The organism is Pseudomonas sp. B3(2017) (assembly GCF_002113595.1).
GTDB classification, from domain to species: domain Bacteria; phylum Pseudomonadota; class Gammaproteobacteria; order Pseudomonadales; family Pseudomonadaceae; genus Aquipseudomonas; species Aquipseudomonas ekonensis.
Genome location: NZ_NEIU01000001.1, coordinates 561,796 through 586,480 on the forward strand (window position 1 = coordinate 561,796; position 24,685 = coordinate 586,480).

Genomic DNA, 24,685 nt, shown 5'->3' on the forward strand with positions numbered 1-24,685 from the left:
CAGGGCAGAGTGTTTGCTCTGTCCGCTACCGTGATTGCATAGCGAGAGTGGATGTGAGCAAACGAGCCTATAACTTCTGCGCAGGTCCCGCTGCGCTGCCTGAAGCTGTCCTGTTGCGTGCCCAGTCCGAGCTGCTCGACTGGCACGGCAAGGGTCTTTCGGTCATGGAGATGAGCCATCGCAGCGATGAGTTCGTCTCCATCGCCACCCAGGCCGAGCAGGATCTGCGTGACCTGCTGAATATCCCCTCGAACTATAAAGTGCTGTTCCTGCAGGGCGGCGCGAGCCAACAGTTCGCGCAGATCCCGCTGAACCTGCTGCCCGAAGGCGGCAGCGCCGACTACATCGACACCGGCATCTGGTCGCACAAGGCCATCGAAGAGGCGTCCCGCTACGGCCGCGTCAACGTCGCCGCCAGCGCCAAGCCCTATGACTACTTCGCCATTCCCGGCCAGGACGAGTGGACGCTGTCGAAAGACGCGGCCTACGTTCACTACGCGCCGAACGAAACCATCGGCGGCCTGGAGTTCCAGTGGATCCCGGAAACCGGCGACGTCCCGCTGGTGGCCGACATGTCGTCCGACATCCTCTCGCGCCCGGTGGACATCTCTCGCTTCGGCATGATCTACGCCGGCGCCCAGAAGAACATCGGCCCGAGCGGCATCGTCGTCAACATCGTCCGCGAAGACCTGCTGGGCAAGGCCCGCGCACTGTGCCCGACCATGCTCGACTACAAGGTCGCGGCCGACAACGGCTCGATGTACAACACCCCGCCGACCCTGGCCTGGTACCTGTCCGGCCTGGTGTTCCAGTGGCTGAAGGAGCAGGGCGGCGTAGAGGCCATCGCCAAGCTCAATGACGCCAAGCAGCGCACGCTGTATGACTTCATCGACGCCAGCGGCCTCTACAACAACCCGATCAAGAAATCGGACCGTTCCTGGATGAACGTGCCGTTCCGCCTGGCCGACGACCGTCTGGACAAGCCGTTCCTGGCCGGCGCCGAAGAACATGGCCTGCTGAACCTCAAGGGGCACCGCTCCGTGGGCGGCATGCGCGCCTCCATCTACAACGCTGTCGACATCAACGCGGTCAACGCGCTGGTGGCGTACATGGCGGAGTTCGAGAAGGAACACGGCTGATGTCCGAACAAGAACTCAAGGCGCTGCGCCTGCGCATCGATGCCCTGGACGAAAAGGTCCTGGACCTGATCAGCGAGCGTGCGCGCTGCGCCCAGGAAGTCGCCCGGGTGAAGATGGCGTCGCTGGCCGAAGGCGAGGTGCCGGTATTCTACCGGCCCGAGCGAGAGGCCCAGGTGCTCAAGCGGGTGATGGAGCGCAACCAGGGGCCGCTGGGCAACGAAGAGATGGCGCGGCTGTTCCGCGAGATCATGTCCTCGTGCCTGGCGCTGGAGCAGCCGCTGAAAGTGGCCTACCTCGGCCCGGAAGGCACCTTCACCCAGGCGGCGGCCATGAAGCACTTCGGCCATGCCGTGATCAGCAAGCCGATGGCGGCCATCGACGAGGTGTTCCGCGAAGTGGCCGCCGGTGCGGTGAACTTCGGCGTGGTGCCGGTGGAGAACTCCACCGAAGGTGCGGTCAACCACACCCTCGACAGCTTCCTCGAGCACGACATGGTGATCTGCGGCGAAGTCGAGCTGCGCATTCACCATCACTTGCTGGTGGGCGAGAACACCAAGACCGACAGCATCACCCGCATCTATTCCCACGCCCAGTCGCTGGCCCAGTGCCGCAAGTGGCTGGACGCCCATTACCCGAACGTCGAGCGCGTAGCGGTGCCGAGCAACGCCGAGGCGGCCAAGCGGGTCAAGGGCGAGTGGAACTCGGCGGCGATCGCCGGCGACATGGCGGCCGGGCTGTACGGCCTGACCCGTCTGGCCGAGAAGATCGAAGACCGTCCGGACAACTCCACGCGGTTCCTGATGATCGGCAACCAGGAAGTGCCGCCGACCGGGGACGACAAGACCTCGATCATCGTGTCCATGAGCAACAAGCCCGGCGCGCTCCACGAGCTGCTGGTGCCGTTCCATGACAACGGCATCGACCTGACCCGCATCGAGACCCGTCCGTCGCGCAGCGGCAAGTGGACCTACGTGTTCTTCATCGACTTCGTCGGCCATCACCGCGACCCGCTGGTCAAGGGTGTGCTGGAGAAAATCAGTCAGGAAGCGGTGGCACTCAAGGTGCTGGGTTCCTACCCGAAAGCAGTTCTCTAAGGGGTATCAGCCTAATGAGCGGTAACTTCCTCGACCTGGCGCAGCCGGGCGTGCAGCAACTTTCGCCCTACGTTCCGGGCAAGCCTGTGGACGAACTGGCCCGCGAGCTGGACCTGGATCCGGCCAGCATCGTCAAACTGGCCAGCAACGAGAACCCGTTGGGCGCAAGTCCGAAGGCCCTGGCGGCCATCCGCGACGAGCTGGCCGAACTGACCCGCTATCCGGACGGCAACGGTTTTGCGCTCAAGTCGTTGCTGGCCGAGCAATGCCGCGTCGAGCTGAACCAGGTGACCCTGGGCAACGGCTCCAACGACATTCTGGAACTGGTGGCGCGGGCCTACCTGGCCCCGGGCCTGAATGCCGTGTTCAGCGAGCACGCCTTCGCGGTGTACCCGATCGCGACCCAGGCCGTCGGCGCGCAGGCCAAGGTCGTGCCGGCCAGGGACTGGGGGCATGACCTGCCGGCGATGTTGGCGGCCATCGACGCCAACACCCGTGTCGTGTTCATCGCCAACCCGAACAACCCGACCGGCACCTGGTTCGGTGCCGAAGCGCTGGACGAATTCCTGCAGGACGTGCCGGAGCATGTGCTGGTGGTGCTGGACGAGGCGTACATCGAGTACGCCGAAGGCTCCGACCTGCCGGACGGCCTGGACTTCCTGGCGGCCTACCCGAACCTGCTGGTGTCGCGCACCTTTTCCAAGGCCTATGGCCTGGCGGCCCTGCGCGTGGGCTACGGTCTCTCCACGCCGGTGGTGGCGGACGTGCTGAACCGCGTACGACAGCCGTTCAACGTCAATAGCCTGGCCTTGGCGGCGGCTTGCGCTGCGCTGAAGGATGAGGACTACCTGGCGCAGAGCCGTCAGCTCAACGAGTCCGGCATGCAGCAGCTCGAGGCGGGTTTCCGCGATCTGGGGCTGGGCTGGATCCCGTCCAAGGGCAACTTCATCTGCGTCGACCTCGGCCGGGAGGCGGCGCCGGTGTTCCAGGGGCTGCTGCGCGAGGGCGTGATCGTGCGTCCGGTGGCCAACTACGGCATGCCGAACCATCTGCGGGTGACCATCGGTCTGCCGGCGGAAAACCGTCGCTTCCTCGAAGCGTTGAGCAAGGTTTTGGCCCGTGGTTGATGTCACTGCGCTGCAACCTGCTGCACCTATGATCGGTCGCTTGGTGGTGGTCGGTCTGGGGTTGATCGGTGGTTCTTTTGCCAAGGGCTTGCGGGAAAGCGGCCTGTGCCGCGAAGTGGTCGGGGTGGATCTCGACCCGCAGTCGCGCAAGCTTGCGGTCGAGCTGGGCGTGGTGGATCGCTGCGAGGAGGATCTGCTCGCCGCCTGTCAGGGCGCTGACGTGATCCAGCTGGCCGTGCCGATCCTGGCCATGGAAAAAGTGCTGGGCCGTCTGGCCGGCATGGAGCTGGGGCAGGCGATCCTGACCGACGTCGGCAGCGCCAAGGGCAATGTGGTACGCGCCGCCACGCAAGCGTTCGGCGGCATGCCGCCGCGTTTCGTGCCGGGGCATCCGATCGCCGGTTCCGAGCAAAGCGGCGTGGAAGCCTCCAATGCCGAGCTGTTCCGCCGTCACAAAGTGATCCTGACGCCGCTGGAGCAGACCGATCCGCAAGCGCTGGCGGTCGTCGACCGCTTGTGGCGCGAACTGGGTGCCGACGTCGAGCACATGCAGGACGACCGTCACGACGAGGTGCTGGCCGCGACCAGCCACCTTCCGCACCTGCTGGCCTTCGGTCTCGTCGATTCGCTGGCCAAGCGCAATGAAAACCTGGAGATCTTCCGTTACGCTGCGGGCGGTTTCCGCGATTTCACAAGAATCGCCGGAAGCGACCCGGTCATGTGGCACGACATCTTCCTCGCCAACCGCGAGGCGGTCCTGCGCACACTCGATACATTTCGCAGCGATCTCGACGCCTTGCGCGACGCGGTCGATGCAGGGGATGGGCACCAACTGTTGGGCGTCTTCACGCGCGCCCGGGTTGCCCGCGAGCATTTCAGTAAAATCCTGGCCCGCAGGGCCTATGTGGACGCTATGAACTCCAACGATCTGATCTTCCTGGCTCAACCTGGTGGCCGCCTGTCCGGTCGGATTCGCGTACCGGGCGACAAATCGATTTCCCACCGTTCGATCATGCTCGGCTCCCTGGCTGATGGCGTCACCGAAGTCGAAGGTTTCCTTGAGGGCGAAGACGCTCTGGCGACCTTGCAGGCGTTCCGCGACATGGGCGTGGTCATCGAAGGCCCGCACCACGGTCGTGTGACCATTCACGGCGTCGGCCTGCACGGCCTCAAGCCGGCACCGGGTCCGATCTACCTGGGCAACTCCGGCACCTCGATGCGCCTGCTGTCTGGCCTGCTGGCGGCGCAGGACTTCGACAGCACCCTGACCGGCGACGCCTCGCTGTCCAAGCGTCCGATGAACCGCGTGGCCAATCCGCTGCGCGAGATGGGCGCCGTGATCGAAACCGCCGCCGAGGGTCGTCCGCCGATGACCATCCGCGGCGGCAACAAGCTCAAGGGCCTGACCTACACCATGCCGATGGCCAGTGCCCAGGTGAAGTCCTGCCTGCTGCTGGCCGGCCTGTACGCCGACGGCAAGACCACCGTCACCGAACCTGCGCCGACCCGCGACCATACCGAGCGCATGCTGCGCGGCTTCGGCTATTCGGTGGACGTCGACGGCGCGACCGCCTCGGTCGAGTCGGGCGGCAAGCTGACCGCAACCCACATCGAAGTGCCGGGCGACATTTCCTCGTCGGCGTTCTTCCTGGTGGCGGCCTCGATCGCCGAGGGCTCCGAGCTTGTGCTCGAGCACGTCGGCATCAACCCGACCCGCACCGGCGTGATCGACATCCTGCGCCTGATGGGCGCGGACATCACCCTGGAGAACCAGCGTGAAGTCGGCGGCGAGCCGGTGGCCGACCTGCGGGTGCGGGCAGCTAAACTCAAAGGTATCGAGATTCCCGAGGCGCTGGTTCCGCTGGCCATCGACGAGTTCCCGGTGCTGTTCGTGGCCGCTGCCTGCGCCGAGGGCCGCACGGTCCTGACCGGCGCCGAAGAGCTGCGGGTCAAGGAATCGGATCGGATCCAGGTGATGGCGGACGGGTTGCTGGCGCTGGGCGTCAAGTGCGAACCGACCCCGGACGGCATCATCATCGACGGCGGCCGCATCGGCGGCGGCGAAGTGCACGGTCACGGCGACCATCGCATCGCGATGGCCTTCAGCGTGGCCTCGCTGCGCGCCGATGCGCCGATCCGCATCCATGACTGCGCCAACGTCGCGACCTCGTTCCCGAACTTCCTGGCGCTGTGCGCGCAGGTGGGCATCCGTGTGGCAAAAGAGGCACAGTCGTGAACAGCATCGCACCGGTCATCACCATCGATGGGCCAAGCGGCTCGGGCAAGGGCACGGTAGCCGGCATTCTGGCCGAGCGCCTGGGCTGGAACCTGCTGGACTCCGGCGCGCTGTATCGCCTGTTGGCGTTCGCGGCGCGCAACCATGGTGTCGACCTGACCAATGAAGAGCTGCTTAAGAAACTCGCCGCTCATCTGGATGTTCAGTTCATCCCGGCGACGAACGGTCAGCTCCAGCGCATCATCCTGGAAGGCGACGAAGTCAGCGATGTCATCCGCACCGAGAGCGTCGGCGCCGGCGCCTCCCAGGTGGCGGCGTTGCCGGCGGTGCGCGAGGCGCTGCTGCAGCGCCAGCGCGATTTCCAGGAAATGCCGGGCCTGGTGGCCGACGGCCGCGACATGGGCACGGTGGTCTTTCCCGGCGCCCCCCTGAAGATTTTCCTGACGGCCAGTGCCGAGGAGCGGGCGCGCCGCCGATATTTGCAGTTGAAGGGCAAAGTCGAGGGTGTTAGTCTGTCGAGTCTGCTAGATGAGATCCGTGCGCGCGACGAGCGTGACACCCAGCGAAGCGTAGCCCCGCTCAAGCCGGCGGCCGACGCGATACAGCTGGATTCCACGGAGTTGTCCATCGACCAGGTGCTTGAACGCATCATGAGCGAGATCGCCCTCCGCGATATCGCCGGGTGACCAGAAGGCCGCAGGGGACCAGTCATAGTCCTGCGGCGCTTCTTTTAAATGAAACTGATCCATACCGTCTGGGGTGTGGCTATGGGCGTATCCTTCGCCCTAATCTACAGGAATTAAAATGAGCGAAAGCTTTGCGGAACTCTTTGAAGAAAGCCTAAAGTCCCTGAACCTTCAGGCAGGCTCCATCATCACCGGCGTTATCGTTGATATCGACTACCAGATGGGCTGGGTAACCGTCCACGCTGGCCTGAAGTCGGAAGCACTCATCCCTCTGGAGCAATTCAAGAGCGATTCGGGTGACCTGAACATCAACATCGGTGACGAAGTTCACGTTGCTCTGGACTCGGTTGAAGACGGTTTCGGTGAAACCAAACTGTCCCGTGAAAAAGCCAAGCGCGCTGAATGCTGGATCGTTCTGGAAGCAGCCTTCGCAGCCGAGGAAGTGGTCAAGGGCGTTATCAACGGTAAGGTTAAGGGCGGCTTCACTGTCGACGTTAACGGCATCCGTGCGTTCCTGCCAGGTTCCCTGGTTGACGTCCGTCCAGTGCGCGACACCACGCACCTGGAAGGCAAAGAGCTGGAATTCAAGGTCATCAAGCTGGACCAGAAGCGCAACAACGTTGTCGTTTCCCGTCGCAGCGTCCTGGAAGCCGAGAACTCCGCCGAGCGTGAAGCTCTGCTGGAATCCCTGCAGGAAGGCCAGCAAGTCAAAGGTATCGTCAAGAACCTCACCGATTACGGCGCATTCGTCGATCTGGGTGGCGTGGACGGCCTGCTGCACATCACCGACATGGCCTGGAAGCGCATCAAGCATCCTTCCGAGATCGTCAATGTCGGCGACGAGATCGACGTCAAGGTTCTGAAGTACGATCGCGAGCGTAACCGTGTTTCCCTGGGCCTGAAGCAACTGGGTGAAGACCCGTGGGTTGCCATCAAAGCCCGTTACCCGGAAAGCACCCGCGTCATGGCGCGCGTGACCAACCTGACCGACTACGGCTGCTTCGCTGAGCTGGAAGAAGGCGTTGAAGGTCTGGTGCACGTTTCCGAAATGGACTGGACCAACAAGAACATCCACCCTTCGAAAGTCGTACAAGTCGGCGACGAAGTGGAAGTCATGGTTCTGGACATCGACGAAGAGCGTCGTCGTATCTCCCTGGGCATCAAGCAGTGCAAGTCGAACCCATGGGAAGACTTCTCTGGCCAGTTCAACAAGGGCGACAAGATCTCCGGCACCATCAAGTCGATCACCGACTTCGGTATCTTCATCGGCCTGGACGGCGGCATCGACGGTCTGGTTCACCTGTCCGACATCTCCTGGAACGAAACCGGCGAAGAAGCCGTGCGTCGTTACAAGAAGGGTGACGAGCTGGACACCGTTATCCTGTCGGTTGACCCAGAGCGCGAGCGCATCTCCCTGGGCATCAAGCAACTGGAAAGCGATCCGTTCTCCGAGTACGTTCAAGAGAACGACAAGGGCGCTATCGTCAAGGGCACCGTGAAAGAAGTTGACGCCAAAGGCGCCATCATCGTTCTGGCCGACGACATCGAAGCGACCCTGAAAGCCTCCGAAATCAGCCGTGACCGCGTTGAAGACGCGCGTAACGTCCTGAAAGAAGGCCAGGAAGTCGAAGCCAAGATCATCAGCGTTGACCGTAAGAGCCGCGTAATCCAGCTCTCGATCAAGTCGAAAGACGACGCTGAAGAGAAAGAAGCCATCCAGAGCCTGAAAGCAGCTCCGGAAGGCGAAGCAGTCGACACCACCATGGCGGCACTGCTGAAGCAAGCAATGGCCAAACAGAACTAAGTTCTGATCGGTCATGAAAAAGGGCGACTTCGGTCGCCCTTTTTTGTGCCTGCGATTTGACGTTCGCGGTCTTGATGAAGCGGTTTCGGCAACTGAATGAAACCGGATCGTTTTTTTTGCGGTCTGTTTCTCTGGGCGGATCAATTGCCCAATCGCAGCTAGGCTTGAATTGAAGAGTGCAGTGGTCGGGCTGTTTGCCTGGCATAAGGATCGGAATGAGCAAGCTGATTGTTTTGTTTGCAATGTTGGCGTTGGCGGGGTGCACGACTGGCGCAAAGACGCATGCGGTGCACGGCGTCAGCGGCATAGAGGTTGATTGTTCGGGGTTGGGGTCCGGATGGGACAGGTGTCTCAAGCGGGCCGCCAAGGAGTGCAAGGGGGCTGGCTACAAGGTGTTGGCGAGATCCGACGACGCGAAGGAGGAGGACGTCTTTCCTTTCGGGTTCAACCCGGCAGGCTACGTGACGCGCACCATGCTGGTGATCTGTCGGTGACTCCGCAGCCGTCGCAGGGCCGAAAGCGGGTGTTTCCGGGGCGTTGAAGATATGTCAATCCCTGGGCTGTTCAAATTCTTCAGGGCGTGCTAAAACCTTTGAAGCGCTGATCTAGCTGCTTGAAAAAGAAGGGAAAAACATGACGAAGTCGGAGTTGATCGAACGAATTGTCACCCATCAAGGGCTGCTCTCATCCAAGGATGTGGAGTTGGCCATCAAGACCATGCTTGAGCAAATGTCCCAATGCCTGGCGACCGGGGATCGCATCGAGATCCGTGGCTTCGGCAGCTTTTCCCTGCACTACCGTGCGCCGCGCGTCGGCCGCAACCCAAAGACCGGCCAATCCGTCAGCCTCGACGGGAAGTTCGTTCCGCACTTCAAGCCAGGCAAGGAATTGCGTGACCGTGTGAACGAAGAGGAGGAGGGGCTTTGATCGTCATGCTGCTTTCCGGGGAGTCGGCATGAGCCCTCTCAAACGTATCGTGGCAGGCGTCTTCCTGCTGGTGCCGGTGCTGGCCACCCTTGCGTTCATGCTGGAAAACCAGCAACCGCTTTCGCTGCGCTTCATGGGTTGGGTCGGCCCCGAGCTGCCTGTGTCGTTGATCATGGTGCTGGCGTTGCTGTTCGGCATGTTGATCGGCCCGCTGATCGGCTGGCTTTTCGGGCGGTCGTCCAGGGCGTCCCGCAAACGTCTCGCCTGACACATGCGGCGACAAAGCCGAATGTCGATGCTGTTCCGTTTGATCCGCAGCCTATCCAGATCCATTAGTAAATCGTTCATTAAGCTGTAAAATGCCGCCCTGACCGACTGGAGGCATCTTTGCGCTTCCGTCAGGACCGATTTCGATAGAGGCCTCTTCGTTCAGGGGCTTTTGTATTCGTGGATTTGACATCGCCCGGTCGGCGATCCGTCAGCAGCTCAAGGGTATGACTTCGCGTGAAAATTCTCGTAACCGGCGGTGCCGGATTCATCGGCTCGGCCGTTATCCGTCACATCATTTCCAACACGCCCGATTCCGTGGTGAACGTCGATAAGCTGACCTACGCCGGTAATCTCGAATCGTTGGCGCAAGTGAGCCAGGACGAGCGTTACGTTTTCGAGCGGGTCGACATCTGCGACCGCGGGCAGATCGACCGCGTCCTCAATGAGCATCAGCCGGATGCGATCATGCACCTGGCCGCGGAGTCCCACGTCGACCGCTCGATCTCCGGGCCGTCCGAATTCATCCAGACCAACATCATCGGCACGTACACCCTGCTTGAGGCCGCGCGCCAGTACTGGGGCGCGATGGACGAGGCGCGCAAGGCGCGCTTCCGCTTCCATCACATCTCGACCGACGAGGTGTACGGCGACCTGGAAGGGCCGGAAGACCTCTTCACCGAGACCACGCCCTACCAGCCGAGCTCCCCGTATTCGGCGAGCAAGGCCAGTTCGGACCATCTGGTTCGCGCCTGGGCCCGTACCTATGGCCTGCCGACCCTGGTCACCAATTGCTCCAACAACTACGGCCCCTGCCATTTCCCCGAGAAGCTGATCCCGCTGATCATTCTCAACGCGCTGGAAGGCAAGCCGTTGCCTGTGTACGGCAAAGGCAACCAGGTGCGCGACTGGCTGTATGTCGAAGATCACGCGCGGGCGCTCTACAAGGTCGTGACCGAGGGCGTCGTCGGCGAGACCTACAACATCGGCGGGCACAACGAAAAGCAGAACATCGAAGTGGTGCATGCGCTTTGCGCCTTGCTCGATGAGCTGCGTCCGGAATCCGCCCATCGCCCGCATGCGGACCTGATCACGTATGTCCAGGATCGCCCCGGCCACGACCAGCGGTATGCCATCGATGCCAGCAAGATCCAGCGTGAGCTGGGCTGGGCGCCCGAGGAAACCTTCGAGACCGGCATCCGCAAGACCGTCGAGTGGTACCTGAACAACGCGGAGTGGGTGGCCCACGTCAAGAGCGGCAGCTACCAGCAGTGGATCGAGCAGAACTACGCGGGCCGTTCGGGCAAGCCATGAAGATTCTACTGCTGGGCAAAAGCGGGCAGGTGGGCTGGGAGCTGCAACGCTCGCTCGCGCCCCTCGGCGAGCTGATCTGCTTGGATCGTCATGGGGCGCCGGGGCTGTGCGGAGATCTTGCCGACCTGGACGGTCTGCGCGCGACCCTGCAAACGGTGCGGCCGGACGTCATCGTCAATGCCGCGGCCTACACCGCCGTCGACAAGGCAGAGGCCGAGCGGGAGTTGGCCGAACGGGTGAATGCCCAGGCGAGCCGGGTCATGGCCGAGGAGGCGGTGCGCCTGGGGGCGTGGCTGATCCACTATTCCACCGATTACGTCTTCAGCGGCGAGGGATCCGCGCCTTGGCTGGAGACCGATGCGGTGGCCCCGCTGAACCATTACGGCGCCAGCAAGGCGGCGGGTGAGCAGGCGATCATCGCCAGCGGCTGCAAACACCTGATTTTCCGCACCAGTTGGTGCTATGGCTCCCGCGGCGGCAATTTCGCCAAGACCATGCTGAGGCTGGCCCGTGAGCGCGCAAGCCTCGACGTCGTCGCCGACCAGGTCGGCGCGCCGACCGGTGCGGACCTGATCGCGGACGTCACGGCCCACGCCATCCAGCAGGTCCAACAGCGTCCCGAACTGGCAGGCGTATATCACCTGGTGGCCGGCGGTGAGGTGTCCTGGCACGGCTACGCCGCTTTCGTCATCGGCCTTGCCCGGGACTTCGGCGAGGCGCTGGCGGTCACGCAGATCAATCCGATCGATTCCGCCGCCTATCCGACCCCGGCCCGCCGTCCCCTGAACTCGCGGCTGAGCAACCAGAAACTGCGCGACAACTTTTCTTTGCACTTGCCGGATTGGCAAAGTGGCGTCACACGAATGCTTAGGGAAATTCTCAACAAATGATCAAGACAAACCGTAAAGGCATCATCCTGGCCGGCGGCTCGGGCACCCGTCTGCATCCGGTCACGCTGGGTGTGTCCAAGCAGTTGCTGCCGATCTACGACAAGCCGATGATTTTCTATCCGCTGTCGGTGCTCATGCTGGCCGGCATGCGTGAAATCCTGATCATTTCCACCCCTGAAGACTTGCCCAATTTCCGCAAGCTGCTGGGCGACGGCAGCCTCTACGGCATCGAGCTGAGCTACGCCGAGCAGCCAAGCCCCGACGGCCTGGCGCAGGCGTTCATCATCGGCGAGTCGTTCATCGGCGACGATCCGTGCTGCCTGATCCTGGGCGACAACATCTTCTACGGGCAGTACTTCACCGAAAACCTGCGTTCGGCCAATGCCCAGCCTTCCGGGGCGACGGTGTTCGGCTATCACGTCAGTGACCCGGAGCGCTTCGGCGTGGTCGAATTCGACGCATCGGGCAGCGCCCTGAGCATCGAAGAGAAACCGCTGAAGCCCAAATCCAACTATGCGGTCACCGGGCTGTACTTCTACGACAACAAAGTGGTCGAGATCGCGAAAGGCATCAAGCCATCGGCGCGCGGCGAGCTGGAAATCACCGACATCAACCGCGCGTACCTGGAGCAGAAGACCCTCAACGTCGAAATGCTGGGCCGCGGGTTCGCCTGGCTGGACACCGGTACGCACGATTCGCTGCTGGAGGCCGGGCACTTCGTCCACACCATCGAGCACCGTCAGGGGCTGAAGGTCGCGTGCCTGGAAGAGATCGCCTACAACAACGGCTGGATCGACGCAGAGCAACTGAAGGTTCAGGCCGAGCGTCTGAAGAAGACCGGTTACGGTCAGTATCTTCAGAAGCTGCTGGACCACCCGACGATGTGAGGCCGGCCGTTCTGTCGGTTGCTGTGGCCCGTATGCACGTGCCGAGTGATCTATGGGGGGCTGGCGCTGTAGAATGGCCGCCAGCGGCGAGGGTTTTGCACTGAATCCGGTGCACGAACGACCAGAAACATAACTGAACCCGCTTGCCCGCCGGTCATCCGCGGGAAGGGGCTTAAGGATTTAGAGCATGGAACTGATTCCCGTAATTTTGTCTGGCGGAGTGGGCAGCCGGTTGTGGCCGGTTTCCCGTGAGGCCCATCCAAAGCCGTTCATGGAGCTGCCGGATGGCCAGAATCTGATCCAGAAGACGTTCCTGCGCGCTTCGCGCCTGGAAGGGGTTGTCGAAGTCCTGACGGTCACCAACCGTGAGCTGCTGTTCAAGACCGAGGACGAGTACGGCCTGGTCAACAAGGCCGGGCACGCCCAGGGCTTCATCCTCGAGCCGTTCGGCCGCAACACCGCAGCCGCCGTCGCTGCGGCGGCGCTCTCGCTGGAGGCCAGCCACGGCGCCGACGCCCACATGCTGGTGCTGGCGGCCGACCACCTGATCAAGGACGAGAAAGCGTTTGCGGCGGCCGTGGCCAACGCCGTCACCCTGGCTTCCGAGGGCTGGCTGGTCACCTTCGGCATCCAGCCGACCTATCCTGAAACCGGCTTCGGCTACATCGAGGCGCAAAAGTCCGCTCCGCTCAAGGGCGGCCTGAAGGTGGCGCGTTTCGTCGAGAAGCCGAACCTGGAAACCGCCCAAGGCTACCTCAGCGCCGGCAACTACTTCTGGAACTCCGGCATGTTCTGCTTCCGCGTCGGCACGGTGCTGGAGGAGCTGCGCCAGCACGCTCCCGACGTCGTCGCCGCGGTCGCCAAGACCATCGAGGCGTCGCGCCTGACGTCGTCCGACAACTACCGTTGCCTGGCCCTGGACAGCGGGCTGTTCGCCCAGGTGCCGGACATCTCCATCGACTATGCGCTGATGGAGCGCTCCCAGAAGGTCGCGACCATCCCTTGCGACATCGGCTGGAGCGACATCGGTTCCTGGAACGCGGTGAGCGAACTGACCCCGGCGGACGAGAACGGCAACCGGTTCGAAGGCGAAGTGCTGGCCCACGACTCGCGCAACAACTACGTGAACAGCGAAGAGCGCCTGACCGCCCTGGTCGGCGTGGAGGACCTGCTGGTCATCGACACGCCTGACGCCGTGATGATCGCCCACAAGGACCACGCCCAGGACGTGAAGCACATCGTCAGCCAGCTCAAGGCCTGCAGCCACACGGTGCACCTGCTGCACCGCACGGTCCATCGCCCGTGGGGCACCTACACCACCCTGGAAGAGGGCAAGCGCTTCAAGATCAAGCGCATCGTCGTCAAGCCGAAGGCCTCGCTGTCGCTGCAGATGCATCACCACCGCAGCGAGCACTGGATCGTCGTCGAGGGCATGGCGGTGGTGGTCAACGATCAGCAGAAGCTGATGCTGAACACCAACGAATCGACCTTCATCCGCGCCGGCCACCAGCACCGTCTGGAGAACCCGGGCGTGATTCCGCTGGTGCTGATCGAAGTGCAGAGCGGCGATTACCTGGGCGAGGACGATATCGTCCGCTTCGAAGACAACTACGGCCGCGTCGACAAGTAACTGCGGGCCGGACGCCATAAGCCTGACCGGTGCATGTTCTGCCGGTCAGGCTTATTTGCATGTGTCGATCTTCGACACCCATCCATCCCGACGGCGCGCAGCGGATGTTCCCGGCGTGCCATCACCTGAATCCCGAGCAAGAGACCAGCATGCATACCCCTATCAAGACCCAGTGCTTCAAGGCTTACGACATTCGCGGCCAGGTGCCTTCGGACCTCAATGAAGAGGTCGCCTACCGGATCGGCCGGGCGATGGTCACTGAGCTTCAAGGCAAAAGCATTGTGCTGGGTCGGGACATGCGGCTCGAGAGCCCGATGCTGGCCGAGGCGATGACGCGGGGCCTGCTCGAAGCCGGCGCCGATGTGATCGACATCGGCCTGTGCGGCACCGAAGAGGTGTATTTCGCCACCAGCGCGTTCGGCGCCGACGGCGGCGTGATGATCACGGCCAGCCACAACCCCAAGGGCTACAACGGCATGAAGCTGGTCAAGTCGCAGTCGCGGCCGATCAGCGGCGACACCGGGCTCAACGCCATCCGCGACCGCGTCGACAGCGGTGACCTGGGCCCGTTGGCCGCCACGCCGGGCAGCGTCCGCGTCGAAGCGGACAAGGGCCGCTACATCGAGCACCTGCTGACCTACATCGACGTCGCCACGCTCAAGCCCCTGAAGGTGCTGGCCGACCCGGGCAACGGTGCCGCAGGCCCGGCGCTGCAGGCGCTGATCGACCGGCTGCCGTTCGAGTGGGTGGTCATCAACGCCGAGCCGGACGGCCATTTCCCCAACGGCGTGCCCAACCCGCTGCTGCCGGAAAACCGTGACCTGACCCGCCAGGCCTTGCTGGACAACGGCTGCGACATCGGCCTGGCCTGGGACGGCGATTTCGACCGTTGCTTCTTCTTCGACGGCAACGGGCGGTTCATCGAGGGTTACTACATCGTGGGCCTGCTGGCCGAGATGCTGCTCAAGCAGCACCCGGGCAGCAAGATCATCCACGACCCGCGCCTGACCTGGAACACCATCGACCAGGTCGAGCAGGCCGGCGGCGTCCCTGTGCTGTGCAAGACCGGGCACGCGTTCATCAAGGAGCGCATGCGCCTGGAAGATGCGATCTACGGCGGCGAAATGAGCGCCCACCACTACTTCCGCGACTTTGCCTACTGCGACAGCGGGATGATTCCGTGGCTGCTCGTGGCGGCCTTGATGTCCGCCACCGGCAAGACGCTGGCCCAGCTGGTCGACGAGCGGATTGCCGCTTACCCCTGCAGCGGCGAGGTCAACTACCGGGTGGCGGACGTGCCGGCGGTGCTGGAGAAGGTACTGGCGCATTACCTGCCGCACGGCCCGGAGCTCGACAAGACCGACGGCATCAGCCTGTCCTTCGGTGACTGGCGTTTCAACCTGCGCGGTTCCAACACCGAACCGCTGTTGCGGCTCAATGTCGAAGCGAAGGGCGACGAGGCGCTGATGCAGGAACGGTTCAAGGACGTCGAGGCGCTGATCACGGGCGCCTGAGGCGCCGGGTCTTTTGGCAGCCAACGGCGACCGCGCTTCTGTGAGCGAAGCGGTCAGGCGCGGTCGCCGGTCGCGAAGCATCAATTCTGAAGGTTCATAATTTGAAAACGGTTTTATTGCTGAGTACCTATCCGATCGCCAGTCCCCGGCACGGCGGGCAGGTGCGGGTGGCCAACATCGCCTCGACCTTCGAGCAAAGCGGCTGGAGCGTGACTCACCTGGCGGTCTATGAGCCGGAAGGTTATCCGCCGTCGACGCTGGGGCCGAACGACGTCAAGTTCCCGGCCGGCAGCGACTTCAGGAAGTACAAGGGCGCGTACGTGCCCTTGATCAATGACCTGCTTTCGGGGGAGTTCGCGGCCTCGGAGCAGGGCGGGTTCCCGGAGATCCTCAAGAAGCTGCCGCCGGCCATCGACGTCATCCATGTCGAGCAGCCGTGGCTGTGGCCGCTGGTGCTGAAGATCAAGCAGATGCCCCAGTACCGCAACGCCTGCCTGATCTACGGTTCGCAGAACATCGAAGCGCCGCTGAAGCAGGAGATCCTCGACAGCTACGGCATCAAGGGCGCAGCGCCGGTGATCGCCGACATCGAGGCGCTGGAGCGCAAGGCGGCGCTGGAGGCGGACATCGCCGTGGCCGTCACGCAGGCGGACTATGACATCCTCAAGGCCTGGGGCGCGGCGATGCCGCTGCTCGCACCCAACGGCATCGCGCCGTGGACCGCCAAGGCCGAGGTCCTCGAGACCTGGAAGGCGCGCCTGCCGGAATCGCCGTGGATCCTCTACGTCGCCAGCGCCCACCCGCCGAACTTCAAGGGGTTCAACGAGTGCCTGGGCAGTTCCCTGGCGTGCATCCCGCCGGACAGCAAGCTGGTGGTGGTCGGCAGCGTGTGCGAGCACCTGGAGGCGACGCTGCGCGACAGCCGTTGGGGTCAGTTGAACCTGTCGCGCCTGCAGTTGCTGTACATGCTGCCCGACGAAGACCTGGATGCCGTGAAGACCCTCGCCCATGCGTTCCTGTTGCCGATCCCCCATGGCGGCGGCTCGAACATCAAGACGGCGGAAGCCATCTATTCGGGCAAGTATGTGGTCGGCACCGAGTCGGCGTTCCGCGGGTTCGAGCAGCATCTGAGCCAGCCGGAAATCAGCGTCGCGCGTTCGCCTGCCGAGTTTCACGCTGCGATCCGTGGCCGTTTGACCGGGCCGGCGTCGACAGAGGGCAAGGGACCGGACAGAGCGTCCCGTGAGCCGTTGACCTGGGCCCGGAGCCTGGAACCGATTCCGCAAGCAGCGGCACAAGTCATTGAGAAGAAGGCGCAAGAGGCATGACCACCTGGTTTGATGTGACGACCATTCTGGGCTGGCGCCGGCCAGCGGTAGGCATTATCCGTACCGAAGCGGAAGCGGCCGCCCATGCGCTTGAGCTGATCGCTGCCGGCGAAGACGTGAAGTTCTGCGCCTACGACCATGCCGCCGGCTACGCGGCGGTCTCGGCCGGTGACGTCGCGGCCACGCTGAAGCGCATTTCCGGCGCCCACGCCGTGGCGCCAGGAAAGGTCGCCAGCGGCGCCGCGAACAAAAGCTCGATCGAAGCCCGGCTCAAGGATAAGGCCATCAAGGTGCTGAACCGGCTGCCGACGCGCCTGAGCGGGCGGATCTATCAGTTCTTCCAGCAGCGTCGGGTCTCGATCGTCGAGGCGGTGATCGGCGTGCGGCATTTGCGTTCGGCGGCCAAGGCCTTCCTGAAGCCGGCCAACCGCGGTTACGTGTTCGCGCCGGTTGCCCGCAAGGCCGGCATTGCCGGGCATCCCTTCTCCAAGGGCGACAGCTACATTTCCGTCGGCCTGGATTGGGACAACAAGGATCTGCCGTACCTGTACGAGCTCAAGAAGAAGGTCGGCCTGCGGGTCGTCCTTTGCTGCTACGACGTGATCCCTGTGCGCTTGCCGCACCTGTGCGTGGGTGACGTGGCGGCCAAGTTCGCCAACTACTTCACCGATGTCGCCTGGTGCGCGGACAAGATCCTGTGCATTTCGGAATGCACCCGCAAAGACCTGATTTCGCTGCTCGGCGAGTTGGGTGCGCCTGTTCCTGAGATGGCAGTGGTCAAGCTGGGTTGCCAGTTGTCCCATGAGTTGAGCGACGACATCAGCGCGGACGTGAAGGCCCTGCTGAAGGAGCGTTTCGTGCTGTTCGTGTCGACCATCGAGCGTCGCAAGAACCATGAGGTGCTGTACCGGGCCTACACGCGCCTGGTCGACAAAGGCGTGCAGGACCTGCCCAAGCTGGTGTTCGTCGGCATGCCGGGCTGGGGCGTGGGGGATCTGCTGATGGACATCAACCTTGATCCGCGCACGAAAGACCACATCCGCATCCTCAACAATGTCTCCGACTCGGATCTGATGCACCTGTATCGCCATTGCATGATGACGGCCTTCCCGTCGCTGTACGAAGGCTGGGGCCTGCCGGTGGCGGAAAGCCTGGCGGCGGGCAAGTACTGCCTGGCCTCCAGTGCGGCTTCGATTCCGGAGGTCGGTGGGGATCTGCTGGATTACCTGGAGCCGTGGGACGTCACGGTGTGGGCGGCGGAGCTGGAAAAGTACGCCTTCGACCCGGCGGCGTTGGCCGCCAAGGAAGAGGCGATCCGCCAGCGCTACCTGCCGGTGGCCTGGAAAGAGACCGCTCAGGTCGTTTTCGACAGTTCGAGATAGTCAGGCGTTGGCGCAGGCCCGGCGATCCGGGCCTGCGCCGCGAGACCTAGACGATGGTGTTGGTGTTGAACACGCTCAGCGGCGCCTGAATGTCCGCCGTCGCCAGCAGGGCAGGGTTGGCCGACCATTGTTCGATGATGCCTGAAAAGTGATCGACGGCCTTGAGCAGCACCTTCGCCCGAAGCGAAGCGCCGACCGCCAGCTCCAGCTTCTGTGCGTAGTTTTCGGCCGTGAACGTTTCCCGTGCCCACGCTTGTGCCCGCTGCCCGATGGCATTGGCCGATGTCCGGTCCTCGTGGAGCGAAAGGAAGATCCGTTTCAGGTCCTCCACTTCATTGTCCGCCGATATCTTCAGGACGCACGCGTCGGGCAGCTCACTGTAGAAGCCGGTGTCCGTGACGATCGTGGCCTTGCCGTAGAGCATCGCTTCGATGGCCGAGGCGGAGGCGGCCTCCAGGCTGGGCCAGCGCAGGCAACTGATGACATCCGCTTCGCGGATGGCTTCGGACAGCGCCGCGTCATCGACCTCGTTGGAGATGATCAGCTCGACGCCGCTGTCGAGCGCCAGCTCGGACAGTCGTTTTTCCGTTTCCGGAAGGATGGCGCCGACCAGCCGGTAACGGACGTTCGCCCGCAGTGAAGGGCTTTGGGCGATGGCCTGGATGCAGCGTTCGACCCGCTTGTTGGGGTTGACGTGGCCGATGGTCAGGACATTCAGACGGTCACCGCCGGTGTGCCCGTCGTTGCCTGTGGCGCCGGGGGCGTCGTAGGCCAGCGGCGTCACGTAGACCGGGCCGGCACAGGCCGCCAGCACGCGCTCGCAACCCCAATTGCTGTGGGTGATCACGGTGCTGGCCATTGAGCTGATCCACTCGGTGAGCGGGGCTTCGTTGAGGGTCTGGCTGATGAAGACCGAACCGTCATGGATCTGGAAGTACCCCTGCGCAACGGCGTTTCCATACCACTGCTCCAGGATCCTGACCGCCTCTTCGCGCCGGTTCTGCGACCAGCCGAAAAACAGATGCCCGAGAAAGAAGTCGTGCAGGCAGACGACGCCGGGAGCCTTGGTCAGCCAGGCGATGCCGCCTTCATGGAACTCGTAGCTGTTGCCGATCTGATAGACGCATTCGTCGGCCGCTTCGATTTCCCGGGCGACTTGGGCTTCGTCGGTCCATGGCAGCACGGTGCAGCCGAAGTCGTGCAGCTCGTCGACCGTGACGTGCTGGCTTTCGGTGCGGACCACCACGACCTGGTGTTGCTGGGCCAGGAGCTGGCGGACGACGAGCCGGGTCATCCGGCCGATGGCCGACGTCTTGACGGCCGGCGTGAACATGACAAGTTTCATTTGATCAGTGCCTCGACCGTCTCCGGCCAATTGATGCCCAGGCTGTTCCACAGCGTCTGTGCCCCTTCCCCGTACTGTCGGGTCCTGGCCCTGTTCTCGTAAGCGGCGTTCATCGCTTGCGCCAGGCTCTCCGCCGACGGCTCTGCCCGCCATCCGGTTTCGCCGGGCACCACCAGGCCGAGGATCCCGCCGCTGTCGGTGGTCGTGATCAATGCCTTGCGGGCGGTCGCCGCTTCCATGCTGACGTAACCCAACGAGTCTTCGTCGAACGGAATGTAGGCAACGGCCAGCGCACGGTTGACGTAGTCCACGTAGGTCGCGCGAGGCAGGAAGCGCAGGTCGAGCCTGACGCGGTCCTGCAGGCCGAACTGCTCGATGATCGCATGCAGTTGCTGTGTGTCGGCAGGCGTTTCGGGCGGGCCGGCAATGATCATTTTCACGCGCCGGTCGGCTTTGGCCAGGGCTTGCAGCAGCAGGTACTGGCGTTTCATGCCGTTGACCCGGCCGCCCGCGAAAATGTAGCCGTCGTCTTCGCCGCCGGTGAAGGCTTCCGGGTCGTTGACGGGCGGAAGCAGCACTTTGGAGTCGAAGCCGTTGTACTTGAGCAGGCGCTGTCGGGTGACTTCCGAGTTGGTATAGATGTGCCGGCTCTGTGCGAAGGTCTCGTTGTCGGCATGGGCGATGGCTTTGCGGATGTCCGCTCCGGTCTCGCCTGGGGGCAGGTTGGTCTGGCCCGCATCGTACAGGTCATAGGCTTGCCGGTACTGGTGCAGCAGCCACAGCGATTTGCGGTGGTGGCGCACCAGGTACGCCGGAAACTTCAGGGCGATGACATGATCGGTATTGGCGATCTCCAGCGTCCGCGCCAACAGCATCTGCGACGGGATGCGGGTGGCCGGCTCCCATTGGAAGGGGATCCGCAGGATTTCCGCGTCATGCCCGGCGACGGTCAGGTTCTTCTGCAGATTGACGGCCAGCTCTTCCGCGCCCCCCCAGATGAAGGGCGCCATGTTGTTCACGATCAATACTTTCATGCCAGAAGACGCTCCAGAACCTGTGTCCAGGAGATCTTCAGGTCGACCAGCCGCTGACTGGCATTCCTGCCCATGGTTTGGGTCACGTTCTTGTCCCGGTAGAGTTTGTCCATGGCGTCGGCCAGGGATTCGGGGGTCGGTTCGGCGACGTAGCCGTTGTGCCCGTCCTGGACCAGCTCCAGCACGCCGCCGGAGTCCGAGGTCGTGAGGATCGGCTTCTGCGCGTGGCTGGCTTCCAGGCTGGGGTATCCGTAGGAGTCTTCGTCCAGCGGCAGATAGGCGGCGGCCAGGCACTGCGACAGATGCTCCACCTTCTCCTCCTCGCTGATCCAGCGGTCTTCCAGCGTGACCCGGTCCGCGACGTTGCAGGTCTCGATCGCCTGCCGGAGGGCGTTGCCGTAGTCCGGGCTCGCGCCCGTTCCCAGGATGCGCAGGCGAACCGGCGTGGTGGTGTAGCTCAACGCCTCGATGAGCAGGTGCTGGCGCTTGTAGTGCTCCAGGCGGCAGATGTAGACGATCTCGTCGTTGTACCCGGCGCAGAAAAAGCGCTCCGGCTGAAAGACCGGCGGATACAGGACTTCGCTGTCGATGCCGTTGTAGGTCTTGAGGCGTTGGGAGACGACTTTCGAGTTGCTGAACACGGTCTTCGCTTCACCCATCGCCAGGGTGTCCACCTCCATCAGGGATTGGCGGATCGCCCGGTTCTCGGCGTTGTCGGGAAAGTCCCGGTACGGGGTGTCCCACAGGTCGTAGAAGGTGCGGATGTGGTGAATGAACCACAGAATCTTGTGCGGGTGCGGTATCAGGTGCGCCTGAGGGCGGAAGCAGATGACCCGGTCCGCCGCCTGCAGGTCCACCCAGCGCAACGCCATCATCTGCTGGAACAGGATGTCGGGCGGAGCGTCGTACTCCGGAAGGTACACGACCTCCACCTGATGTCCGGCTTCGATCAGGGTCGAAGCCAGCCAGTCGACGATGTTTCTTCCGCCGCCCTTGATGAAAGGGACGAATGAAGAGCAAAGGGCGATTTTCATCAGGCCGCCAAGACCTCACGCAAGCTGGCCGCGATCCTGATGATGTCTTCGCGGGTCAGGTCCTGGTGGGTCGGCAGGTTGATGCCGCGGCCGGACCACAGGTCCGCCACCGGATAGATGCCGTCTTCCTTGTAGGGCGGCAGGACGTGCATCGGGTAGAACACCGGCCGGGTCTCGATGCCCATCGCGTCCAGCTTCTGCATGACGGCGTCGCGTTTGTGCTCGTCGCCGTCAGCCAGGAAGATGTTGTACATCCAGAACACCTGCTTGGCCCAGGCCGCCTCGGTAGGCAGGACGATCTTGTCCTTGAGGTCGGCCAGCGCCTCGTCGTACCAGTTGGCGATCTGTTCGCGGTCTGCCAGCGAGGTGGCGATGCCTTCCATCTGGGCCAGGCCGATGGCGGCCTGGATGTTGGTCATGCGGTAGTTGTAGCCGATCACCGGGAACCAGTAGCGACGGTTCGGATCCATGCCCTGGCCGCGGAACAGGCGCAGCTTGGCGGCCAGCGCATCGTCGTTGGTGGTGACCATGCCGCCTTCGCCGGTGGTCACGATCTTGTTGCCGAAGAAGCTGAAGGTCGCGCACGTGCCGAGACTGCCGACCTTGCTGCCCTTGACCTCGGCGCCGTGGGCTTCGGCGGCGTCTTCGACGACCCACAGGTTGTGTTTGCGGGCGATGTCGTTGATCACGTCCATCTGCGCCGGATGGCCGTAGAGGTGCACCGGGATGATGCCCTTGGTCTTGGAGGTGATCTTGCTTTCGATGGTCTGTGGATCGATGTTCATCGTATCGGCGCACACATCCACCAGCACCGGTGTGGCGCCGCAGTAGCGGACGGCGTTCGCGGTCGCGATGTATGTCACGGTCGGAATGATGACTTCGTCGCCGGGCTGCAGGTCGAGCACGACCAGCGCCAGGTGCAGGGCGGTGGTGCCGTTGTTGGTCGCGATCGCGTGCTTGACCCCGCAGAAGGCCGCAAAGCTTTCTTCGAAGGCGGTGATGTACTTGCCGTTGGAGGAAATCCAGTTGGTGTCCAGGCAATCGAGTACGTACTTGCGCTCGTTTCCGGCAAGCTTCGGTTGTGCAACGGAAATACGTTTCATGTCTCTTCCTTCAAAATTTGTTTAAAGCTTTGGCCGGCACGCCCACAACCGTGACTGCCGAACCGACATTGGAAATGACGACGCTGCCGGCGCCTACCATGGAAGACTCGCCGATGCGAATCTCCGGAATGATCTTGCTGCCTACGCCGACGAAACTGAGGTCGCCGACCTGGACGTTGCCCGCCAGTGCGCACTGGGGAGCGATGTGGACGGCCTGGCCCAGGACGCAGTCATGGTCGATGGTGGCGCCGGTGTTGACGATGCAGAGGTCGGCTATCGTCGCCTCGGCATTGATCACGGCGCCCGCCATCACGGCGACCCCTGCGCCAAGCCGGGCCGAGGGCGAAACGGTGGCGGCCGGGCTGACGGCGTTGACCAGCGTGAAGCCCAGGGCGGTGGCCTTGGCGGCGAGCTTGTTTCGGACGGCGTTTGCGCCGATGGCGACGAACACCCGCCGATAGCCTTCATTGAAGAGCGCGGACAGGTGGTCGTCACTTTTCAGCACGGGGATGCCCACGCAGGTGTCCGGGCTGTCCGGATTGCCGACGCAGCAGGCGACGGTGTCGCCCTGGGCCTGCAGCAGTTCGATGCAGACCTTGGCGTGTCCGCCGGCGCCTATGACGATGACTTCGGTCTTCATGCTTGCGTCCTTGCGGCTTGCATTGATTCGGGGGAGGTGAAAAGCAGGTTGACGGACTCGGCCTGGGACAGCCGTTCGGCCGACCAGTCTTCGAGATCGCCGGTCTGGTCGTTGACGACGTTGAAGGCAAGCCCCAGGGCGGTGAAATGTCGCAGCCAGTCTTCGAGCGCGATCGAGTTCCGTTTCAGGTGGGACAGGCCAAGCTCGACGATGATGAACATGTGCGGGTTGGTCGAAAGCAGGCGTTTTGCGCCTTTGACGATATCGATCTCGGCCCCTTCCGCATCGAGCTTCAGCAGCCGCGCGGTCTGGAGTTCGGGCAGGAACTCATCCAGGGTGGTCGTTGAGATGTCGACCGATGCCGCAGACGAGAACGACGGGGTCTCGAGTTCGTAGAGCGAGTGGTGGCCGCTGGTGGCACCCAGGTGCAGCTTGTGGGTGCCCGTGGTGTCCGACAGGGCGTAGTGGGAAACTTCGCTGATCTCGGAGAAGCCGTTGAGCCACAGGTTCCTTTCGAGCATTTTGCGGGTGGGTTCGAACGGCTCGAAGGCGATGACCTTGCCGCGTCCCGCCATCGCCCGGGCCGCCGCGATCGAATGCATGCCGATATTGGCGCCGACATCGATGTAGGTGTCGCCCGGGCGGACGAGCCGTTCAATGAGCTTTCGGGTTCCGGGCTCCAGCTCCCCGGCTTCCATCAGGTTGGCCAGAAGGGCATGATCCTTGGCGCCGCACAGGACATAACCGACAGCCGATTTCACCAGGGTCTCGTCGGATCCGGAGTTGATGGCGACGCGGTTGACGTCGATGAGCGAGTAGTGCTCGATGCGGTCCAGCTGCGGTCCGGCCTTCTCCAGGGGGAGCTGCTCGGCAATGAGTTTGCGAGAGAGCGAGGTCTGAACATTGGCCGCATTCGCCAGGCGTTGGAGCTCCTGCATGATTTGCCGGGTTTGCTCTTGCTGATGTTCCTGCAGCCTGGCGAACTGCTGCTGCATTTCCTCGCGCAGGGCGCTGGTGAAATAGCTGCGTACACGAAAGAGCACCGGACGCGCGAAAGGCTTGGTCGCGCGATAGGCGCTGCGGGCCAGTCGTCGAAGCACTCGTTTGATCTGGTGTCGTAACATCGTGCTGATCCTCGTTCGGGCGCCGCCGGCGACATCGCCCACGCTGTGGACGGCTGCCTCGGCGATGTCGGCCGGTGCGGCTGCGACAGGCTGGACGACTGCAGCGATCCGCATGCGCCTGGACGCCGAAGTGAATGCCATTGCGATGTCAACGCCGTTGCGCTTGATGCTGTTCACTGG

22 protein-coding genes are annotated in these 24,685 nt (G+C 63.2%); 16 read left to right on the top strand and 6 right to left on the bottom strand.

Annotated features, from left to right (window positions below; all coding sequences use genetic code 11):
• Window positions 1-53 precede the first annotated feature (53 nt).
• The 16 genes from serC (at window position 54) to CAG33_RS02580 (ending at window position 18,225) form a co-directional block, all read left to right on the top strand.
• A complete protein-coding gene (gene serC / locus CAG33_RS02505) occupies window positions 54-1,139 on the top strand; it encodes a 3-phosphoserine/phosphohydroxythreonine transaminase (RefSeq protein ID WP_085578279.1) in 1,086 nt (361 codons plus the stop codon).
• Window positions 1,139-2,233, top strand: coding sequence for a prephenate dehydratase (gene pheA / locus CAG33_RS02510; protein WP_085578049.1), 1,095 nt, complete (start codon window positions 1,139-1,141; stop codon window positions 2,231-2,233). The genes serC and pheA overlap by 1 nt, the downstream gene beginning before the upstream one ends.
• Window positions 2,234-2,247: 14 nt before the next feature.
• Complete coding sequence (gene hisC / locus CAG33_RS02515) at window positions 2,248-3,360, top strand: histidinol-phosphate transaminase (protein WP_085636762.1); 1,113 nt, start codon at window positions 2,248-2,250, stop codon at window positions 3,358-3,360.
• A 28-nt stretch (window positions 3,361-3,388) separates the two neighbouring features.
• Window positions 3,389-5,596 carry a bifunctional prephenate dehydrogenase/3-phosphoshikimate 1-carboxyvinyltransferase gene (locus tag CAG33_RS02520; RefSeq protein ID WP_256576712.1) on the top strand — a complete coding sequence of 736 codons (2,208 nt, stop codon included), beginning with the start codon at window positions 3,389-3,391 and terminating at the stop codon, window positions 5,594-5,596.
• On the top strand, window positions 5,593-6,282 hold the full coding sequence (gene cmk, locus CAG33_RS02525) for a (d)CMP kinase (protein WP_085578046.1): 690 nt from the start codon (window positions 5,593-5,595) through the stop codon (window positions 6,280-6,282). Before CAG33_RS02520 ends, cmk begins: the two co-directional genes overlap by 4 nt.
• A 118-nt stretch (window positions 6,283-6,400) precedes the next feature.
• Window positions 6,401-8,086 (top strand): 30S ribosomal protein S1, encoded by a 1,686-nt coding sequence (rpsA, locus tag CAG33_RS02530; protein WP_085578045.1) that lies wholly within the window; start codon window positions 6,401-6,403, stop codon window positions 8,084-8,086.
• Between the two features lie 215 nt (window positions 8,087-8,301).
• A complete protein-coding gene (locus tag CAG33_RS02535; RefSeq protein ID WP_085578044.1) occupies window positions 8,302-8,580 on the top strand; it encodes a hypothetical protein in 279 nt (92 codons plus the stop codon).
• 139 nt (window positions 8,581-8,719) lie between these two features.
• Window positions 8,720-9,013: an integration host factor subunit beta gene (ihfB, locus tag CAG33_RS02540; RefSeq protein WP_077047287.1), complete on the top strand. Its 294-nt coding sequence runs from the start codon at window positions 8,720-8,722 to the stop codon at window positions 9,011-9,013.
• A gap of 28 nt (window positions 9,014-9,041) precedes the next feature.
• Window positions 9,042-9,281, top strand: coding sequence for a LapA family protein (locus tag CAG33_RS02545; RefSeq protein ID WP_085578043.1), 240 nt, complete (start codon window positions 9,042-9,044; stop codon window positions 9,279-9,281).
• Window positions 9,282-9,517: 236 nt separating this feature from the next.
• Window positions 9,518-10,594 carry a dTDP-glucose 4,6-dehydratase gene (gene rfbB, locus CAG33_RS02550; protein ID WP_085629763.1) on the top strand — a complete coding sequence of 359 codons (1,077 nt, stop codon included), beginning with the start codon at window positions 9,518-9,520 and terminating at the stop codon, window positions 10,592-10,594.
• Window positions 10,591-11,484, top strand: a complete 894-nt coding sequence (gene rfbD, locus CAG33_RS02555) for a dTDP-4-dehydrorhamnose reductase (protein WP_085636766.1) — start codon at window positions 10,591-10,593, stop codon at window positions 11,482-11,484. Before rfbB ends, rfbD begins: the two co-directional genes overlap by 4 nt.
• Complete coding sequence (gene rfbA, locus CAG33_RS02560; RefSeq protein ID WP_085578040.1) at window positions 11,481-12,371, top strand: glucose-1-phosphate thymidylyltransferase RfbA; 891 nt, start codon at window positions 11,481-11,483, stop codon at window positions 12,369-12,371. Before rfbD ends, rfbA begins: the two co-directional genes overlap by 4 nt.
• 187 nt (window positions 12,372-12,558) lie before the next feature.
• Window positions 12,559-14,001 carry a mannose-1-phosphate guanylyltransferase/mannose-6-phosphate isomerase gene (locus tag CAG33_RS02565; protein ID WP_085578039.1) on the top strand — a complete coding sequence of 481 codons (1,443 nt, stop codon included), beginning with the start codon at window positions 12,559-12,561 and terminating at the stop codon, window positions 13,999-14,001.
• A gap of 149 nt (window positions 14,002-14,150) precedes the next feature.
• Window positions 14,151-15,515 (top strand): phosphomannomutase, encoded by a 1,365-nt coding sequence (locus tag CAG33_RS02570; protein ID WP_085636796.1) that lies wholly within the window; start codon window positions 14,151-14,153, stop codon window positions 15,513-15,515.
• A gap of 101 nt (window positions 15,516-15,616) precedes the next feature.
• Window positions 15,617-16,843: a glycosyltransferase family 4 protein gene (locus CAG33_RS02575; protein WP_139831346.1), complete on the top strand. Its 1,227-nt coding sequence runs from the start codon at window positions 15,617-15,619 to the stop codon at window positions 16,841-16,843.
• Window positions 16,840-18,225 carry a glycosyltransferase family 1 protein gene (locus CAG33_RS02580; RefSeq protein ID WP_085636768.1) on the top strand — a complete coding sequence of 462 codons (1,386 nt, stop codon included), beginning with the start codon at window positions 16,840-16,842 and terminating at the stop codon, window positions 18,223-18,225. The genes CAG33_RS02575 and CAG33_RS02580 overlap by 4 nt, the downstream gene beginning before the upstream one ends.
• Window positions 18,226-18,271: 46 nt before the next feature.
• Here CAG33_RS02580 and CAG33_RS02585 read toward each other — a convergent pair whose 3' ends face one another.
• The 6 genes from CAG33_RS02585 to CAG33_RS02610 are packed head-to-tail and all read right to left on the bottom strand — an operon-like array spanning window position 18,272 to window position 24,682.
• The gene (locus CAG33_RS02585) at window positions 18,272-19,558 is read right to left on the bottom strand and encodes a glycosyltransferase (RefSeq protein WP_170929930.1); all 1,287 of its coding nucleotides are present in this window, start codon (window positions 19,556-19,558) and stop codon (window positions 18,272-18,274) included.
• A gap of 8 nt (window positions 19,559-19,566) precedes the next feature.
• Complete coding sequence (locus tag CAG33_RS02590; RefSeq protein ID WP_085578035.1) at window positions 19,567-20,604, bottom strand: glycosyltransferase family 4 protein; 1,038 nt, start codon at window positions 20,602-20,604, stop codon at window positions 19,567-19,569.
• Window positions 20,601-21,638 (bottom strand): glycosyltransferase family 4 protein, encoded by a 1,038-nt coding sequence (locus tag CAG33_RS02595; protein WP_085578034.1) that lies wholly within the window; start codon window positions 21,636-21,638, stop codon window positions 20,601-20,603. Before CAG33_RS02595 ends, CAG33_RS02590 begins: the two co-directional genes overlap by 4 nt.
• On the bottom strand, window positions 21,638-22,741 hold the full coding sequence (locus CAG33_RS02600) for a DegT/DnrJ/EryC1/StrS aminotransferase family protein (RefSeq protein WP_085578033.1): 1,104 nt from the start codon (window positions 22,739-22,741) through the stop codon (window positions 21,638-21,640). The genes CAG33_RS02595 and CAG33_RS02600 overlap by 1 nt, the downstream gene beginning before the upstream one ends.
• Window positions 22,742-22,751: 10 nt before the next feature.
• Window positions 22,752-23,381, bottom strand: a complete 630-nt coding sequence (locus CAG33_RS02605; RefSeq protein WP_085578032.1) for an acetyltransferase — start codon at window positions 23,379-23,381, stop codon at window positions 22,752-22,754.
• Complete coding sequence (locus tag CAG33_RS02610; protein WP_085629773.1) at window positions 23,378-24,682, bottom strand: FkbM family methyltransferase; 1,305 nt, start codon at window positions 24,680-24,682, stop codon at window positions 23,378-23,380. Before CAG33_RS02610 ends, CAG33_RS02605 begins: the two co-directional genes overlap by 4 nt.
• Window positions 24,683-24,685 lie beyond the last annotated feature (3 nt).